Here is a 17,471-nt window from a genome sequence, read left to right as displayed (position 1 = left end):
AAAAAGCGTTAGATTTATTGGGAGTTTCCCTGATTTGTACCCAGTAACGGGGCGGCGGAAATTCTCTTAATCCCTTCTACAGCACAGGTTATGGCCTTTTGTCAACGGGGAAGTCCAGTAATAAACTTCCGATGATTTCCTTACTTAATACTAACCCCGCCAGAATTGCTGTAGCGGCGGCCAAATTGCTTTTTTCAGTTCTACCCTCGATATTATCAATTTTTGCGGCTACTTGTCGTAGAGTTTCCTATTGTATTATCCATTTTCTGAATTTATCCATATCATTATTGACTACTGCTTCAAATGCGACGTTAGCATCAATTATCGTCCTTGTAAAATAAGTATCTATCGGCTGTATTTCAGTATCACTCTCGGTTTTAAATAAATGTTTTCTGATTTCTAAAATAAGTCTTAAGCTGTATTCCTTATTTCTTTTTGAATAATATTCTAAAAGCTTACTTTTTGTGTTACTACTATGAACTAGCATATTTCTAATGCGATAGATATTATATACATCATTTTTGACATCGATTATTGCTTGTTTTATTTTATTCAAGCAAGTTGTGTGATCAATAAAATGACCACGAATCTCACTTATATATTTATCGAATTGACTATTTTTCTGCTCAAAATCATCAAAAATTAATTGAAAGTTTTCAAGAAAATTACTTGCGTTTATCCCAATAGAACCGTTATCTTTTTTACTAATAAAAAATATATTTAAAATTTCATCAGATACTGAGTATCTATCCCATGGAAAGCCTTTTCTCGCTAAATTATCCGCAAAAGTAATTAGGAGATCAAAAAGATGGGATTTAATGGTAACAATAGCGAGCAATAATTGTAGGACTGAAATATTGTTCGCATTGTACCATTCTTCAAAAACAGATTTATCAAATTCCCTCGGAAGCCTCACAGTAATTTTTTCCGATTTATTGATAAAATGCTCAAGGGAATACCAAGAATATAGAAGCGCGTCGGAACTTTGTACTGACTCAACAGATTTACGATATAGTTCAATGGCAGTTAACCATGTTTCAACGCTTTTATTAAGTGAGTTTTTAGAAGAAAGCCAATGACCAATTCTGTCAGTATAAATATTATTAGGAATATCAAATTCTTTAGAATTCGATATATAACAATGATAAAAAACACCCTCACCTAGATCGTTACAGATAATGTAATTATTTGATATTATTTGTATTTCGTTGTTATTTGTCTTTTTCATGAGAGTATCCTTTTTTAGGAAGACAGACACAGCCCTCTCTACTGTTCTTATCGCTTGATCCTTCATTGAATAAAAATCATTTCCTTCGATGTCAACAGCAACATAATAAATACTCTCGGACATCACTTCAAATTCCTGTACTGTTTTTTCAAACCAAACAAGATCAGAATTTTCATCTCTGTATCTGTATCTGTATCTGTCGTCTTGAATTGTTATTTTTCCATGAATTTGCGGAATATAAAAATAAACGTTACCTATATTTAATGATTGAGAATTGGCTAGAGCAAAATTAGAAAGTTTAAAAATAACCTTATACTTTTTAGGTGGTTCGACATAAATTTTTTTCATCAGAAAAATCCTATCTTTAAGCCCCAAAGAGTCATAATATTGCTTGAGGGCAATTTTATAGTCTTCGTTTTCAGAATAAACTTCCTCGTTATATTTGGGTGATCCATATATGAGTCCACCGTATAAATACAATCCATCTGTACTTGTACTTATACGGTTCCAATGATCTTGAAACAAAGATAATTGTTTATGTAATAAATATTCTAGAGTTTTAACATAGTATCCTCGCTCAATAAACATTATTATAATAGTGTTAACGATAAATTTTAATTCCTCTAGATTCATTTCTTCTTTGAGGATTTCTGTAATAAGTAAATTAAGTAAACCTTCAAGACTTTCTACTGAAATTATCTCTCTTTGTATTATTTCAACAAAATATAATATGTCTTTTAATTCAAATTTTTTAGGATCTGATGCTGAATTTAAAGCTTCTAAAATAAATTTCAACTGAGTAGATATTGGTTTTGCCCATAAACTCTTAGCCGATGGCTCCCCAGCAGATTTTTTTGTGCCTTCTAAATATTGTTTAATCTGTGTAGTAAAATAATTTTTGGCAGATTGATTTTTTGAAAATATTTCTCGATTTTCTAAAATTTCTTCTTCTAAATCTGTTATAATTAAAATCAGGTGTTTGTTGTAATCATTGTCTTTTAATTCTTTAATTGCCTCACAGCTGTATCTCCATATAGATTTTACGACAATGAGGTTTTGACGAATAAACTCTGGAATATCTTCGATTTTAGAATCGCAAGCATCGCAATTGTGATCCATTTCTATTCTCTCAGTGAACTATAAATATAGTATAGCAGTTATCCTGCTGGTTTTACCCTCGTCAATCCCGCTATCGAATATCTTACTAACGAATACGGGACTTTCTATCGAGTTGAGGGGGAATTAATCGGCAGTAATCAAGTTCACCTATCCGTGCTAGTGGCGCATCGCGTGCGCCCAAAATATAATATGGATATTTCGACCAAATTGAGATGCAGCCGTCGAGGAAAGTGTAGATAACAATAAAACTGAGCCTCAAGGAGACCCAGTTTCTAGTTTTTGAAGAGCGGGAAATTAACGAATATACTCTTTGAGGATACTATTACGGTTGGGGTGACGCAGTTTCCGCAGGGCCTTGGCTTCTATTTGACGAATGCGCTCGCGAGTGACGTTGAAAATTTGACCGATTTCTTCGAGTGTTTTCATCCGGCCGTCATCTAAACCGTAGCGCAGCCGCAGCACATCGCGTTCGCGAGGACTAAGGGTATCGAGGACATTTTCTAAATCCTCGCGTAATAGATTTTTAGAAACTTCATCTTCTGGGGTTTCCCCATCCGCTTCGATAAAGTCTCCTAAACGGGAATCTTCTTCTTTACCGATAGGAGTCTCTAGAGAAATAGGTAATTGGGCAGATTTGGCAATAAAACGGAGTTTTTCGATGGTCATCTCCATCTTGGTGGCGATTTCTTCCTCGGTGGGTTTGCGACGCATTTCCTGAGAAAGAATCTTGGTGGTTTTTTTGATCCGGGAGATGGTTTCGTAGAGGTGGACGGGAAGACGAATGGTGCGGGATTGATCGGCGATCGCCCGGGTGATGGCTTGACGAATCCACCAAGTGGCATAGGTGGAGAATTTATAACCCTTTTCGTGGTCGAATTTTTCGGCGGCACGGATCAAACCGAGGGAACCTTCTTGAATTAAATCTTGGAAGGAAAGACCGCGATTCATGTATTTCTTGGCGATCGAAACCACTAAACGCAGGTTCGATTGTACCATTTTTTCCTTAGCGCGACGACCATGGTACAAACGACGCTTAAAGGCCGATAAGTATTCCTTTGATTTGGCCAGCCATTCTTCCAGCAGGGGAGCCGTTAGCTCCGTCTTACCTAAATAAGCCTTAATATCCGATAGTTTCGGCTCTTTTTCCGATTTTTCAACGATAATTTTTTCGATGCGCTCGAACAGGAAAACCTGTTTTCCCCATTCAGCATCGCTATAGAGGCAAAAATCTTCGCGAATGCGTTCTAATTTCAGGAGATCGGCGATTTTTCTCGCTAATTCGATCTCCTCCTCCGCTCTCAATAACCGAATCCTGCCGATCTCTTGCAGATAAATCCGAATCGAATCTTCTGTATAGGGTTTTTTTCTAGCGGCGTCGCGACGACGAGCGCTGGCAAGGCGGCGGTTTTTTTTGCCATCGTTGCTATCGCTGGTTTCTTCTAGCTCTAACTCGATATCCTCATCATCGAAGTCTTCGTCTAGGTCAATCAAATCTAAATCCAATGGCGGCTCGGTAAGGGTTAGTACATCGTGGGCCTGCATCATGCCGTTTTCCTCTTGCTCCTTCTGTGCAAAACTAGAAGATCGAATCTCAATCTAGGTGATACTGAACAAATTTGTGTCTCAAATCCGAGAGGGGCAAAGACTTTTCCGATTGTAGCTTTAATTACAACAAATGGGAGAAGATTTTTGCTTAAATTTCCTTGTGTCGATGCGATTTTAGCGACACGGAATGCTGTTTTAGCTCGGTCAACTCATAATCTGGCTCCTGCAAAAATTGGGTAAATGGCTGGAGGACTGGAATCCGATCGCCGGTTTGTCTGCGGTGTTGACCAGATAGCTAAGTATCAAAGGAATTATGGGATGGGTTAACTGTTCCCACTGGCAAGAGGAACATAATCCCTATTTGCCTTGGCTAATTCCTTTAGTCTTTAGCTATTGTATTTAATTTGATCGGATTCTTACGGACAAATTTCATCCCTCATTGCTTTTACGCGAATCCAATTTCAATACAAGTGTATTAAAATTGTTAGAGCGCAAGCTCATAATATTAACTTAGCAACATTTTAGAAATTTGCGAGACAAATTTAAGATTTTCTCCAATAGCACCGTGGGGTGTGGGGAGTTTTCTCAGTGAACTGATAACTGATAACTGATAACTGACTCCTAACCCCACCGACCAAATTGTTCAGCAAACCCTATCTAGACTTGTAGCATTTCGGGGGTTTTTTCCTTCTGCTGCAGTGCGACATGGAGACGGTTTAAGGCGCTGACGTAGGCACGAGCGGAGGCGACAATAATATCGGTATCGGCCGCGCGAGCAGAATAGGTGCGTCCTTCGTAACGGAGACGGATAGTCACTTCTCCCAAAGCATCGATTCCCTCGGTAACTTCCCGCACCGAGAAAGAGATTAATTCGTTCGGAATCTGCACCACTCGATTGATCGCTTTGCAGAGAGCATCTACCGGTCCTGTACCAATGGCCGCATCGGATAACTCGCTACCGTCAGGAGTGCGAATCGTTACCGTGGCCGTGGGTCTGGCACTATTGCCACAGGACACTTGTACTAATTCAAGGCGGAAGTGATCGGGAACCGTATCGATTTCATCGTTAACAATAGCTTCTAGATCGCGATCGGTGATTTCCTTTTTGCGATCGGCCATTTCTTTAAACTGGATAAAAGCGTTATTAAGTTCCGTTTCCGAAAGCTCAAAACCCAATTCCTGTAAACGAGAGCGAAAAGCGTTGCGGCCGGAGAGTTTACCGAGGACGATCTGATTATGGGTCAAACCGATCGATTCTGCGTCCATAATCTCATAGGTGAGTTTATGTTTTAACACCCCGTCCTGATGGATTCCCGACTCGTGTGCGAAAGCGTTAGCACCGACGATCGCCTTATTCGGTTGCACGATCATGCCGGTAAGATTAGAAACTAGGCGAGAAGTGCGATAGATTTCCTTGGTGTTGATCTTGGTTAAAGGTTCCGTGGACTCTGGGGGACGACCGAGGAAAGGATTAAAATAGGAGCGCCGCACATGAAGGGCCATCACCAATTCTTCTAGGGAAGCATTACCGGCACGCTCACCGATACCGTTAATGGTACATTCCAACTGTCGAGCGCCATTTTTAACTGCTTCGAGGAAATTAGCCACCGCTAACCCTAAATCGTCGTGACCATGGACGGAGATAATCGCTTGGTCGATATTGGGGACATTTTCCTTAATACCACGGATTAAAGCCCCAAATTCGCTAGGGGTGGTATAACCGACGGTATCGGGAATATTAACGGTGGTGGCTCCTGCGGCGATCGCTCTTTCGAGGACTTGATAGAGGAATTCCGGATCGCTGCGGCCGGCATCTTCGGGGGAAAATTCCACATCATCAACGAAGGATTTGGCATAGTCCACCATTTCCGGCACAATCTCAAGAACTTCCTGACGAGTCTTCTTAAGTTTGTATTGGAGGTGGATATCAGATGTGGCTAGGAAGGTGTGAATTCTGGGCTTGGCGGCGGGTCTGAGCGCATCGGCTGCTGATTTGATATCTTTTTGAGTAGCCCGGGCTAATCCGCAAATAATCGGGCTATCAGCTTCGCCGCCGACGCTGCCGGCAATTTTCTGCACCGCATCAAAGTCCCCCGGACTAGCGTGGGGAAAACCTGCTTCAATGACATCAACTCCCAGTCGTGCCAGTGCGCGCGCTATGGTTAGCTTCTCATCCACATTTAAAGCGGCACCCGGGGACTGTTCCCCATCTCGAAGGGTGGTATCGAAGATAATCACACGGTCTGGACTGGTATTCATAGTTTTTTTGTACCGTTAACGAACTTGGGAGTTGTTCCTCTGATTATAGCAGCCGAGGCCGAGGGGGTTATAAGGAAAATTGCCCTGAGAATTTCTCGACCTGCTCGCGCTTTTCCGGCTTGCCCTTTTTTTGGCTACCATAGATGGTATAGATAAATTGGCGAGGGAGTTAAAAATGTTTGGCAAACCAGGGAAGGAACCGAACCCACCGGAGGTAAAAGACCTACAGGAGGTGATGTTTTCGATTAAGCAAAATCTCGAACCGGATCAGGATAAAACCGATATTAATCTTGTTGAGACTCCTACTCCAGAGGTGGTTACTGTAGTTGAAAATATTAGTAAAATTCTCTCTCCCTATTTTATCGTTTTAGTGGGTTTATTTCTCTATGATCGGAATAGTTTTATCGGTTTTTTGTTAGTCTTTACAGGAGTTTTAGCGATTTTTGGAGTTTCTCTCAAGGATATTAATAAACTCATTGAAGAAGGGAAAAAGTTTTTCCAATCTAAATAGGTTTCTCGTATAGAGCAGTTATCTTAATGGTGAGATGGCCAGTCTATAATGTTAGGAAACGGCTAGAAGGGAGCTTTTTTGAGTGTTCAGTCAGTAAACAGTGAACTGAAAACTGAAAACTGAAAACTGATAACTGATAACTGAAAACTGATAACTGATAACTGATAACTGATAACTGATATAAGATTATGTCTTTAGTTGCATCTTTACTCGATCGCGTATCTCCTCAGAGTTTACAACAATTGCGAGCCAGCGATCGAACTTGGCAAGCTTTGCGTTTAGAAAATCCGCTTATTCCTACGGTAATTAATCAAAGTCAAGAATCTTTAGGAGAGACGGATTTTGATCTAGTTATTGCGGGGGGAACCCTGGGAATTTTTATCGGGGCTGCTTTACAAACTAGGGGCTGGCGTGTGGCATTATTAGAAAGAGGTATTCTGCGCGGTCGTGAGCAGGAGTGGAATATTTCCCGTTTAGAATTAAGCAGTTTTTTAGAGTTAGATTTATTGACCGAAGCTGAATTAAATCAAGCGATAGCGACAGAATATAATCCTGGGAGGGTGGGATTTTATCAAGGTTATGAGCTTTGGGTTAGAGATATTTTAAATATTGGTGTTAATCCGGTTTATTTGCTAGAGACTTTAAAAACTAAGTTTTTGCAAGCGGGAGGAAAGTTATTAGAAAATTCGGGGTTTAGTGGGGGGATTATTCATCCCGATGGAGTAATGGTTAAAACGGGAGAAGTAACTTTAAAAACCCGTTTATTAATCGATGCCATGGGTCATTTTTCGCCAATTGCAAAACAGGCAAGAAAAGGAGAAAAACCCGATGGAGTTTGTTTAGTGGTGGGTAGTTGCGGTCAGGGTTTTCCCAGTAATGAAACTGGTGATTTAATTTATTCTTTTACCCCAATCTTGCACCAATGTCAATACTTTTGGGAAGCATTTCCCGCTAGGGATGGTCGGACAACTTATTTATTTACCTATCTTGATACCCATCCCGATCGCTTTAGTTTAGAATTTTTGATGGAGGAGTATTTAAGATTACTGCCAGAGTATCAAAAGGTAGATTTAGAAGCGGTAAAATTTCAGCGTTTTCTAGCGGGTTTTTTCCCTGCCTATCGTCAAAGTCCTTTAAAGATGCCCTGGTCAAGAATTCTGGCAGTGGGAGATAGTAGTGGTAGTCAATCTCCGGTCAGTTTTGGTGGTTTTGGGGCAATGGTTAGGCATTTAAAAAGGCTAACTTTTGCCATCGAGGAAGCTTTACAAATCGATGCTTTAAACCGAGAAGATTTAGCACTTTTACAACCTTATCAACCGAATATATCGGTAACGTGGCTATTTCAAAAAACCATGAGTGTCCAGATGTCTGCTAACCCTAATCCAAATCAAATTAATGACTTAATGAGTGGAGTTTTTCGGGTAATGAATAAGTTGGGAGATGAGGTATTAAAACCGTTTTTACAGGATGTGGTGCAGTTTTCTTCCCTCTCAAAAACTTTGCCTTTGGTTAATCCTCAATTAGTTTTACCGATGATTCCGCAAGTGGGTATCAGTCCTTTTATCGATTGGACAGGACATTATTTTAATTTAGCTTTGTATAGTGGTTTATATCCCTTAGCAACCAGCTTAAAACCTGTTTTAGAAAAGTTACCCGACAAGCAAAAATATCTTTATCATCGTTATTTAGACAGTTGGAAATATGGCTCTGGGGGAGATTTTATCAGTAATCAGTGATCAGTAAACAGTGAACAGTGAACTGATTACTGATAGGGTGCATCTCTTATTGGTGACATTCTCTCACATATTGGTGAGCAGCAGAAGTTATTCCAAGAGGGCGAATGCAATTCGCCCCTACAATAATATTATCGCGTCAATGGTAGGGGCGCACGCAGTGCGCCCAAATGTAATATAGATATTTCTACAAAATTGAGATGCACCCCATCTGATAACTGATAACTGATAACTGATTTAATCTTTATCTTGAAAAAATTGTTGATCGAGATAATTAACTTTAGCATAGGGTTCTAAAGCGGAGAGAATTTGTCGGCCATAACTGCGAGCATTGACACGATTATCGAGGACAGCCACACAACCTTGACACTCCCGGAGAGACTGAACAGATTTCTGAATTTCCCTCACTGCTGTGGGTAAAAGATAGGCACGAAACCAGTCGAGATGTTGTCGTTTATAGTAGGCAATTTTGCCAGCAACAAGAGGATTTTCGGGGGAAGGTAAGGGTAAAGTAGCGATAATTAATAAACTGGGGGTGAGAAATTTTTCTTGATGGGTTTGCCAGAATTGCCAACCAGAAACCAGAATAGTATTACTATTAATCCCAGTTTTTTCCACTTGTACTCGCGAACCGTAATCGGCTGCGATTTGGGTGGCAATTTGTGCTTTGAGGGGAACATCTTCAATCAGAATTACTATCGGTTGTTCACTGGTATGATTAGCACTAACTAATTCCCGCACTTGCTTTAATAACATCGGTTGAAATTCGGGCGTATTGGGGGCGCTGATGCGATCGGGTAGATATAAATGAATATATTCACTTTCGCGATCAGCTGCAAACTTTAGAGTTAAAATTTCTCCGATACCCTGATTTTGACGGTATAAATTAGCGGATTTTTCGCTATCTAAAAAACTGCCGATTAAAACAAAGGGTTGCTGCTGCCAAATCGGTTTGAGAAAACTAGCCACCTCCAAAGGGCTGATTTTTAGGGTAAATTCTTCTCGATCTCGATCTACTGATGTCCAGAGGAGATAATTAGGCTCGGGGATTTTTGCCGCTAAAAGTTGCCAAACAGAATCAGTGGTTAAGTCTTGATGTAAGCGTTGCAGGAGAGCAATTATATATTCTTTTTCCTTGGCATCAATAAGATAGCAATTATAGGGATTAATGGGATGACCAAGAATACTTTGGCTAAGTTGTGCTTTAATTAAGTCTATAAACTCTCTATGCTGGGGATATGCTGACTCTAAAGCAGACCATTGTTCGGGAGTAATGGTGACGGTGAGATAATCTACTAGACAAGTTTCTAAATCTTCGGCTCGATCGATTATAGTGGCGATATTCTGGGGAAAATGACCGAGATTGCCCAATTTATCCTCTAACCATTGTTGGGGTGTGGTGAGGAGTAAACCGGTAAAATTAGCCGGAAAGCGATCGCTTTTGAGGATATCTCGCTGAGTTTGTAACCATGCTTGCAGATGGGGGATTTCCACTTCTAACAGTAGGTTTACTTCCGACTCTGGGGCAACAATCAGAACAGGTGTATCACCCAAAAGAGCCGGGGTGAGATAACTGAGACAATAACGGGACAGAGTAGTTCCAGTTTGTATGAGAGAGGACCGTTTTAAGCGTAAAGCTCTAGCCACCAGTCGCCCCATAGTGAGATGATGAGACCAGTAAAAGCGTCCTTGTTCGCGTAAAAAAGCGCGTAGGGAAGAATGAACCGCTGCTTCTAATAAAACCATCTCATCTCAGTTATTGGTTATCAGTGGGAAGGGAGAGGTTTACAAGTGATCTTTCATCAGTCAAACCCACCCCCGCGAGTTTACCGTGGATACTTTAAGTTTATGGTGTCCCATCTGCTTTTTACTTGCGACTTGGTGTGAGATGATCTAGAAATGTCTATTTTATGAGAAGGATAAAGAAAAGTAATGGCAGAAATTCAGTTTTCCCGGGGGTTAAAAGAACCAGTTGTTCCCGATATCCGCTTAAGTCGCACTAAAACGGGAGAGAAGGGATCGGCAAAATTTTATTTTGATCAACCGACTATCCTGGGAGATCAACAAACCGAGGAAATCACGGGGATGTATCTCGTCGATGAAGAAGGAGAAATCGTCACCAGGGAAGTAAAAGGCAAATTCATCAACGGTAAACCCACGGCGATCGAAGCTACGGTTATTTTTAATTCTCCCGCAGAGTGGGATCGTTTTATGCGTTTTATGGAACGTTACGGTAGCGAAAACGGTCTAGAATTTACTAAATCTTCCTGATTTGGCCTTTAGCTTCCAGCAATCTGTCAAAAAACCCGCATTCAGGATCGATGCGGGTAGAGGTGAAAAATCAGAGGAAAAACCTATTTAACTCCCAACAATTCCACATCGAAAAGTAAAGTCGCGTTGGGAGGAATCACCCCACCGGCACCCCGCGCACCATAACCCAATTCTGGGGGGATAATTAAGGTACGCTGTCCACCGACTTTCATCGATGCGACTCCTTCATCCCATCCTTTGATCACTTGACCAACTCCAATGGTAAAGGTAAAAGGTTGATTGCGATCCTTGGAGCTATCGAATTTTTTGCCGTCTGTCAGGGTTCCCGTGTAGTGAACAGTTACTTTTTGACCTTTTTGGGGAGTTTCTCCAGTTCCTTCCACGATATCGATGTATTTTAGTCCCGAATCAGTGGTAACTGCTTGATCTAAATCCATGGAGATGATTTCCTTATTAATAGTTTGAGTGATAGGGGGTGGATCGATTTCTGCGGCGATCGCATTGGCTTTTTCCCCTCCACCAAAGAGGGAAGCAACGATTAAAAATAAGCCACAAACCGCAATGATAGCAAAACTGAGCAAGATTTCGCGCATTGATTTCATAGTTCCCTAACGCCAGAGTTTATTCTCTAAGTCTCTCACCTGTCGTTCTAATCTATCAATCCTTCCCCGCAGTTCGTCCATTTCCGATTGTCGGGGAACCCCTAAATCCTGCAAAATCTGGCGAATATAGCGTTCTAAGTTGTTCTCGAAGTTTCCCTGTTCGGACTTCATCTGTGTCATCAGATCATCAACAAAGTTTTTAGCCTGATCGGAGTTGATTTTACCGTCTTTTACTAATTCGTCGCTCACTTCTTTGATCTTTTCTGCCACCATGGAAGTAGTACCAATACCCATCAGCAGCAATTGTTTAATCCAGTCGCTATTATCCATTGTTTTCACACTTTTCAAGGAGACGGGGATAAAAATATCCCTATTCCATTATGGACTTTTGCGGCGGTAACGGCAGAGCGATCGAGCAGATAACCCCCTAAGGTTATTCCAGTGGAACTACCCCCATCTAGGTTTAAACCGTCCTTTGCCGCCATTAACAGCAAAATTCGGGCTAATTCGCCTAAAGTTGCCCCCCTTCCCCCGACGCGATTATGGATAGCAACTAGCAAAATTTTTCCTTCTTGACTAACTGCGATCGCACTGCGGGAAGCTTGTTGATTTTGGAATGCCGGACTAAATTTTTCAGCATTTCCGTCCAAAACTATGCGTCCATTCTGCAATAATAGGGGACCTGCACCTAAAATCTGGGGATAATTGGCAAAATCCCTCGGTAGGGTGACGCTATCGAGGTTGACTCTTTCACCAATCTTTAAATTAATCTCTGTCTTTCGGCAGATGACTAAATAGCCATTTTCTGGTATGTCTATACTGTTCTGTGGGGAAAGATTATTTAATTTCTCCGTTACGCGATCGCCTTGAACGACTAACCCGGTTTCGCGCTCGGTGAGAGGATAATAATTACTTCCCCAATCGCGAGTATAACGACTGCAGCCGGCTGTTAGGAAGGCACTATTTAACTGGGTTAGGGGAAAACGTTGTCCGGTGGCAGTAATGAGAGTTTCCTCTAAACTCAGGCGATCGATCCTGATTTTACCACGATTATCCCATGCGATCGCTCCTCGGTTTAAAATTGGTCCGGATAACCATTTGCCATCCACACGAATTGCCCCCAAAGGTAACTGATTATTACGATTAAAAAAGCCGCCATTAATCATCGCTACTGCGTTACTTTCGCTATTAATCGTGATCAGGGGATTAGTGCCGCGCATTGAGGTGGAATTAGCGGTAATTGGTTTAATAGTTATCTGAGGATTTCTGGGATCGATTTCTAACCAAGTCACGGGAAACCAATCTTTGTCTAACTGGATATATTTTTGATTCCAGATTAACCCTGTTTGCCAAACAATGCGCTTTTCATCCATAGCATCGGGACGAGAATCAATGATAATTCGGGGAGGATTAGCCACACTGCTGATCTGTAATCCGTAGGCAGTGGGAAGGTTAATTTTTAAACGACTGATCACTCCATTATTTTCTAAGGAAGTGATCTGAGTGGGTAAGTTATTATTGGAGTTGCCTAGATCATCTTCATCGTTATTTTGGTTACTGTTGCTGATAGTTTGGGGTTGAAACCTAGAGATGAGCGATTGCTGGGCATTTCCTTCTAGGGTAATCACTGCTTCATTTTTTGCTTGACTAACTTGCCAAAAGGTCGGGCGATCGAGTTGAATAATAATCCTTTGTACTGCTCCATAATTTTCTAGCTGAATATCTTGAATCTGGGCAGCAGGAAAGTTAATAGTTAAACTATCGCCATTAATAGTGGTTGTTGCCCCCATTGTTAGTAAAATATCCGTAACATCCAGCCAGCGATCGGAATTGATCAAATTAGCCGATAAAGTTTGTAAATTAAACCAGTTTATCGGTTGCTTTTTTGGATCATTTGTGCTAAGAAAATCCATGCCGAATAATTGTCTTGCTCCCGTATCACCCATGGCGATTCTGGTACTATTTGCTGCTGTCCACTGTCGCCAAGAAACGGGCAAAGAACGACCATTAAGAATAATTTTTTTTCCCTGTTGCTGGTTTGATAAATCCCTAGCAGCTAAAGTTATTGGTGATCTATGATCGGCTAAAGATATAGCTGGACTGCCAAGAATTATCAAGGAAATTACCGTTAAACAGATAGATTTGATAGTAAGGGAATTTATAAGCATAAGTTTTTGTGATGATTATCACCTAGAATTTACATTAGGGAACCCAAACAAACTTGATAAAATTATATAAGTAACAAAGCCGTATCAGTATCACAAAAATTAATAGCATTTCCTTGATTATTAGTAATTAATGTATTGAGTTTCAGCAAATCTTCATCTACTGAAATAAATACTTCTGCGTTAAAGTGAATAGCCGTCGCTACATGGAGCGCATCAGCAGCTCTAATACCTCTCATTTGTAGTTCCAAACAATTTAATTGTAATTCTACGATTGTAGAAGTAAGATCGAGAGCAGTAATTCCGAAAAACCTCACTACATTAAAAGTTTGCACTACAATTGAACGAGCAGCTAAAACCCTAAAGTTACTAGCATTTTCCATCCCTATAGTCACAGAAGTAAATTGCTTAGATAGTGCTTCTTCGACTTCATAGTAGGTCAGACTGGATGTTGCTGCTAAGTGTGAAGAAGCGATTTTTTTAAGTACACTTTCGGCATCTTGAGATAGTTGAGCAGGAGTGCGACCACGGCGATTTGTAGGACGTAAATTTATTCCTCCCAAGATCAAGGGACTCAGGTAATCAATAAAAACACCTGTATCTAAATAGATTTTCAATTTTGTCAACCTTTACACTAAACTTTACTTTCAAGTTGAGCTAATAATTCTTCAGGTGTTACTACCATCGGTTTAGAGTTATATAGATAACTAGAGGCTTTTTTAAGTTTTTGATCATAGGTAACTAAATAATCACAATTAGCGGCACTACTTAAAATTAAAACATCATTCGAGTGTACCAAAATATTGCGAATATCTCTAGCATTTTGCCAATATTGATCAAGTTTTACTAAATCAAAATCCAAGATAGTCACCTTTTCTTGAATCCGATCGACTATTTCAGGATGATTACGAACTTCTGCCAAAAATAATAACTCTTGTAAAACGATCGCATTAATAGCAAGACAAACGCGATCGAGTATTTCTCGATCAAATAAATGCACACTGGCAAGATCTCCTCGTAGATAAGAAATCAAAACATCAGTATCTAAAAAAACTAGAGGCTTCTCCATTGATTTTCTTCTCCTTGATGATAAAGAGCAATGATTTTTTCCGTGACTTCTGTAATACTGAGATGATCGGTATTAACTTCGATCGCATCTGCGGCTTTTCGCAGGGGTGCTAGGGAGCGATTACTATCCAAATAATCCCTTTTTTCAATCTCTTGGGTTAATTCTGCGAGACTAATACCTCCATTTCCCTGCGCTTCTAAGTCTTTTAATCTCCTTCTCGCTCTTTCTTCGGGTGTCGCTGTCAAGAAAATCTTTAATTCCGCTTCTGGGAAAACATTAGTACCAATATCCCGACCTTCCACAACTATTCCCCCCGACATTCCCATCTGTCTTTGCAGGGTGACTAACTGTTGTCTCACCGCTTTTTGAGCGGCAATTCTGGACACTTGCGAGGTAATTGCGGGAGAGCGAATCTCTAAAGTCACATCCTGCCCGTTAATCTTCACTATAGTCACATTTTCAGGATTATCGGCGGGGATTATTTCTATCTTCGCTAAAGATAATAACTCGGCGATGGCCGCTTCTGCGGACAAATCCAGACCGGAATTCACCACTAACCATGTCACCGCGCGATACATCGCACCGGTATCGAGATAGGTTAACCCCAATTTTTCGGCTACTAAGCGCGTTACCGTCGATTTTCCCGCTCCAGCAGGCCCATCAATAGCGATAACTGCCCGACGTTGACGCAAGATAATATTATCAATTAAACGGGTTTGACCGATCGATCCAGCGATCGCTAACAGTCCCCCTGTCTCGATCTGCTCGATCGGTTGTAAACTCTGGGGATGGACTAAATCCAGATACTGACAGCGAAATTCTGCTACTCTGTCGAGATTTTTTTGCACAATAGCCAGTAATTTTTCCCTTTGTCTTTCCCCTAAACGAAAACTTTCGAGAGCTAATTGCAAACTTTGGGCGATAATTGTCGCTTTTTCCCTTTCTGTGGCCGATAGATACTGATTGCGAGAACTAACTGCTAATCCCGATGTTTCTCGCACTGTAGCACAAGCGCGAATCTCGATCGCTAAATTTAAATCCCTGACTAATTGCCGGATAATCGCTAACTGTTGGGCATCCTTTTCGCCAAAATAGGCGATCGTCGGTGCAATTATATTAAACAACCGCGTGACAATTGTGGCTACTCCCTGAAAATGCCCCGGACGAAAAGCACCACATAACCCGCTAGTCAGAGAAATCGGGGGAACAACTGCGGTTATCTCCTCAGAATCACCAATTCCTAAAGTTTCCGCACTGGGAGCAAAAATAGCAGCAACTCCCAAAGATTCACACAATTGGCGATCGCTGTCAAGGCTGCGGGGATAGCGAGAAAAATCCTCTGTGGGGCCAAATTGTAGAGGATTAACAAAAATACTAACCACAGTCACCTCCGCTTCCGTCACTGCGCGTCGAATTAGACTAGCATGACCTTTATGGAGAGCGCCCATGGTTGGCACGAGGGCAATACTGTGATCATGGCGATAATCAGCCAAAAAAGTGCGTAAACCGGGGATTGTTGTGAATATTTGCACAGGGTTCACTCCTTTAATAGCCTATTCCACTACTATTCGCCAGGGGATGCTGCCCGATGATCAATTCGGCTGCTTCCGGGGAATCGGCTTTAAATAATAACATCCCATCGCCTCTTTCTGTCCAATAACTCGTTTTTTGCCTCCTGTCGGCTCTCTTGGGTTTGGTGGGTAAAATGTATTTTATAAGATATATTCCCACCAGCGAGCGACTGGAACGAACCACAAAGACACAAAGGACACAAAGATTGATCGGTTCTATATAAGTTAAACTGATCACACAAAGAATAAGAGAGGCTCCTGATCACACAAAGAATAAGAGAGGCTCCTGTCCTGTCTCGGTTAACCGCTGCATATATGCTTGTTTGACAAACCGGGGCATAATTTTTTTCAGGACAATGACTGGTGAGCAACCCGACAATTATATAGATTAATGGCAAAAAAGACTTGACAAAATCCCTCGATTTGACCTATACTTTCTAGTATAATGGGAATCCGTGCCGAAATATATATAAGCCTTTTTAGTCCAGACTATTTCAAAAAACTTTCTGCAATTACAACCCCAAAAAAAACTTGAAACAATATCAATTAATACACTTGATCAGTTAATCGATATTAAAACTTCAATTCAAGGTAAAATCAAACAAAATTCTCTCGATCCGATGTACCTGCCTAGCGACTCCCTAATTCCCGATGATAAAATAACTAAATATCTCCTCAAATTTCGCCCCAAAGATGACAAATCAAAATACCTCGCCCGCGCTGGCTTTACCCTCGCTAATCCCGATGCACTAAAAACCGCCCTCATCCAACTAATTCAAACCAATCCCGCCATCGAAGATCTTACCAACGAATACGGAACCTTCTATCGAGTCGAGGGGGAATTAATCAGCAGTAATCAAGTTCCCCTATCCGTTGTCACGATTTGGCTAAAACGAAACCTAGATCATCAATTTCAATTTATCACCCTCAAACCCCGAAAGGAAAAATAAACCATGGCGCAACTATACGAAGAAGTGACCCTAGCCCGCGACGTTCCCGAATACAATCTTAAGCAGGGTGATTCGGCGATTCTTGTTGATATAGTTGCCCATCCGAAGGGGGGTGAGGAAGGATATGTTTTAGAACTATTCAACGAAGTAGAAGAATCGGTTAACGTCGTCATTGTCCCGAAATCGGCGATTCAAGAAGAGGAAAAAGAAGGTTCTTCGTTACTTGGTATGGTTCGATATAGGGGCATAAATTGACTAAATCCTTATATGGCAAGAGACTTAATTGATTAGTTTGTTCTAGAGCGAAAACAATTGACAAAAATCGCAGCAATGTCTGTCTCTATCGGGGTTTCATTCCTTATAACCCCCTCTATTGCATAACACAAATAGATTAATGGCAAAAAAGACTTGACAAAATCCCTCGATTTGACCTATACTTTCTAGTATA

General features: G+C 41.1%; 16 protein-coding genes. 5 read left to right on the top strand and 11 right to left on the bottom strand.

Features of this window, described 5'->3' with window-relative positions; genetic code table 11:
• Window positions 1–247 precede the first annotated feature (247 nt).
• The 3 genes from EWV60_RS12960 to EWV60_RS12950 form a co-directional block, all read right to left on the bottom strand.
• Window positions 248–2,347, bottom strand: coding sequence for a hypothetical protein (locus tag EWV60_RS12960; protein WP_287232643.1), 2,100 nt, complete (start codon window positions 2,345–2,347; stop codon window positions 248–250).
• 294 nt (window positions 2,348–2,641) lie between these two features.
• Window positions 2,642–3,892, bottom strand: a complete 1,251-nt coding sequence (gene rpoD, locus EWV60_RS12955; RefSeq protein ID WP_002786972.1) for an RNA polymerase sigma factor RpoD — start codon at window positions 3,890–3,892, stop codon at window positions 2,642–2,644.
• Window positions 3,893–4,549: 657 nt separating this feature from the next.
• Window positions 4,550–6,151, bottom strand: a complete 1,602-nt coding sequence (locus EWV60_RS12950) for a 2-isopropylmalate synthase (protein ID WP_002755985.1) — start codon at window positions 6,149–6,151, stop codon at window positions 4,550–4,552.
• A gap of 175 nt (window positions 6,152–6,326) precedes the next feature.
• Here EWV60_RS12950 and EWV60_RS12945 point away from each other — a divergent pair, with 175 nt between their 5' ends.
• Window positions 6,327–6,662, top strand: a complete 336-nt coding sequence (locus EWV60_RS12945; protein WP_002773854.1) for a hypothetical protein — start codon at window positions 6,327–6,329, stop codon at window positions 6,660–6,662.
• A gap of 188 nt (window positions 6,663–6,850) precedes the next feature.
• A complete protein-coding gene (locus tag EWV60_RS12940; protein ID WP_193977373.1) occupies window positions 6,851–8,398 on the top strand; it encodes an FAD-dependent oxidoreductase in 1,548 nt (515 codons plus the stop codon).
• Window positions 8,399–8,632: 234 nt separating this feature from the next.
• Here EWV60_RS12940 and EWV60_RS12935 read toward each other — a convergent pair whose 3' ends face one another.
• On the bottom strand, window positions 8,633–10,141 hold the full coding sequence (locus tag EWV60_RS12935) for a helicase C-terminal domain-containing protein (RefSeq protein ID WP_287232639.1): 1,509 nt from the start codon (window positions 10,139–10,141) through the stop codon (window positions 8,633–8,635).
• 186 nt (window positions 10,142–10,327) lie between these two features.
• Between EWV60_RS12935 and psb28 the strand changes: the two genes are divergently transcribed.
• Window positions 10,328–10,666 (top strand): photosystem II reaction center protein Psb28, encoded by a 339-nt coding sequence (gene psb28 / locus EWV60_RS12930; RefSeq protein ID WP_002755988.1) that lies wholly within the window; start codon window positions 10,328–10,330, stop codon window positions 10,664–10,666.
• Between the two features lie 83 nt (window positions 10,667–10,749).
• Here psb28 and EWV60_RS12925 read toward each other — a convergent pair whose 3' ends face one another.
• The 7 genes from EWV60_RS12925 to EWV60_RS12895 all read right to left on the bottom strand — a co-directional run bounded on the left by EWV60_RS12925 (window position 10,750) and on the right by EWV60_RS12895 (window position 16,311).
• Window positions 10,750–11,268: an FKBP-type peptidyl-prolyl cis-trans isomerase gene (locus EWV60_RS12925; RefSeq protein WP_002773862.1), complete on the bottom strand. Its 519-nt coding sequence runs from the start codon at window positions 11,266–11,268 to the stop codon at window positions 10,750–10,752.
• Window positions 11,269–11,274: 6 nt separating this feature from the next.
• Complete coding sequence (locus EWV60_RS12920; RefSeq protein WP_002773863.1) at window positions 11,275–11,598, bottom strand: phasin family protein; 324 nt, start codon at window positions 11,596–11,598, stop codon at window positions 11,275–11,277.
• Window positions 11,599–11,612: 14 nt separating this feature from the next.
• Complete coding sequence (locus EWV60_RS12915) at window positions 11,613–13,436, bottom strand: phosphodiester glycosidase family protein (RefSeq protein WP_287232635.1); 1,824 nt, start codon at window positions 13,434–13,436, stop codon at window positions 11,613–11,615.
• A 62-nt stretch (window positions 13,437–13,498) separates the two neighbouring features.
• The gene (locus EWV60_RS12910) at window positions 13,499–14,050 is read right to left on the bottom strand and encodes a type II toxin-antitoxin system VapC family toxin (protein WP_149107206.1); all 552 of its coding nucleotides are present in this window, start codon (window positions 14,048–14,050) and stop codon (window positions 13,499–13,501) included.
• 17 nt (window positions 14,051–14,067) lie between these two features.
• Window positions 14,068–14,502, bottom strand: coding sequence for a type II toxin-antitoxin system VapC family toxin (locus EWV60_RS12905; protein ID WP_002773869.1), 435 nt, complete (start codon window positions 14,500–14,502; stop codon window positions 14,068–14,070).
• Window positions 14,487–16,034 (bottom strand): bifunctional pantoate--beta-alanine ligase/(d)CMP kinase, encoded by a 1,548-nt coding sequence (locus EWV60_RS12900; RefSeq protein ID WP_002773871.1) that lies wholly within the window; start codon window positions 16,032–16,034, stop codon window positions 14,487–14,489. The genes EWV60_RS12905 and EWV60_RS12900 overlap by 16 nt, the downstream gene beginning before the upstream one ends.
• 13 nt (window positions 16,035–16,047) lie before the next feature.
• Complete coding sequence (locus EWV60_RS12895; protein ID WP_287232633.1) at window positions 16,048–16,311, bottom strand: hypothetical protein; 264 nt, start codon at window positions 16,309–16,311, stop codon at window positions 16,048–16,050.
• A gap of 382 nt (window positions 16,312–16,693) precedes the next feature.
• On the opposite strand from EWV60_RS12895, the gene EWV60_RS12890 reads away from it, so the two are divergent.
• Both EWV60_RS12890 and EWV60_RS12885 read left to right on the top strand, forming a co-directional pair.
• Window positions 16,694–17,023 (top strand): DUF6883 domain-containing protein, encoded by a 330-nt coding sequence (locus EWV60_RS12890; protein ID WP_002755997.1) that lies wholly within the window; start codon window positions 16,694–16,696, stop codon window positions 17,021–17,023.
• 3 nt (window positions 17,024–17,026) lie between these two features.
• The gene (locus EWV60_RS12885; RefSeq protein ID WP_002755998.1) at window positions 17,027–17,278 is read left to right on the top strand and encodes a DUF4926 domain-containing protein; all 252 of its coding nucleotides are present in this window, start codon (window positions 17,027–17,029) and stop codon (window positions 17,276–17,278) included.
• Window positions 17,279–17,471 lie beyond the last annotated feature (193 nt).

It is taken from the genome of Microcystis sp. Msp_OC_L_20101000_S702 (genome assembly GCF_007095705.1).
GTDB classification, from domain to species: domain Bacteria; phylum Cyanobacteriota; class Cyanobacteriia; order Cyanobacteriales; family Microcystaceae; genus Microcystis; species Microcystis ichthyoblabe_A.
The sequence above is the reverse complement of the archived record's forward strand: the minus strand, read 5'-3'. Positions and strand labels throughout refer to the sequence as shown.

Bases quoted from the DNA above. Each gene is read 5' to 3' on its own strand.
- EWV60_RS12905 (WP_002773869.1), bottom strand. From the start codon at position 14,502: ATGGAGAAGCCTCTAGTTTTTTTAGATACTGATGTTTTGATTTCTTAT.
- EWV60_RS12925 (WP_002773862.1), bottom strand. From the start codon at position 11,268: ATGAAATCAATGCGCGAAATCTTGCTCAGTTTTGCTATCATTGCGGTT.
- EWV60_RS12945 (WP_002773854.1), top strand. From the start codon at position 6,327: ATGTTTGGCAAACCAGGGAAGGAACCGAACCCACCGGAGGTAAAAGAC.
- EWV60_RS12935 (WP_287232639.1), bottom strand. From the start codon at position 10,141: ATGGTTTTATTAGAAGCAGCGGTTCATTCTTCCCTACGCGCTTTTTTA.
- EWV60_RS12950 (WP_002755985.1), bottom strand. From the start codon at position 6,151: ATGAATACCAGTCCAGACCGTGTGATTATCTTCGATACCACCCTTCGA.
- rpoD (WP_002786972.1), bottom strand. From the start codon at position 3,892: ATGATGCAGGCCCACGATGTACTAACCCTTACCGAGCCGCCATTGGAT.
- EWV60_RS12890 (WP_002755997.1), top strand. From the start codon at position 16,694: ATGTACCTGCCTAGCGACTCCCTAATTCCCGATGATAAAATAACTAAA.
- EWV60_RS12915 (WP_287232635.1), bottom strand. From the start codon at position 13,436: ATGCTTATAAATTCCCTTACTATCAAATCTATCTGTTTAACGGTAATT.
- EWV60_RS12920 (WP_002773863.1), bottom strand. From the start codon at position 11,598: ATGGATAATAGCGACTGGATTAAACAATTGCTGCTGATGGGTATTGGT.
- EWV60_RS12885 (WP_002755998.1), top strand. From the start codon at position 17,027: ATGGCGCAACTATACGAAGAAGTGACCCTAGCCCGCGACGTTCCCGAA.
- EWV60_RS12940 (WP_193977373.1), top strand. From the start codon at position 6,851: ATGTCTTTAGTTGCATCTTTACTCGATCGCGTATCTCCTCAGAGTTTA.
- psb28 (WP_002755988.1), top strand. From the start codon at position 10,328: ATGGCAGAAATTCAGTTTTCCCGGGGGTTAAAAGAACCAGTTGTTCCC.
- EWV60_RS12960 (WP_287232643.1), bottom strand. From the start codon at position 2,347: ATGGATCACAATTGCGATGCTTGCGATTCTAAAATCGAAGATATTCCA.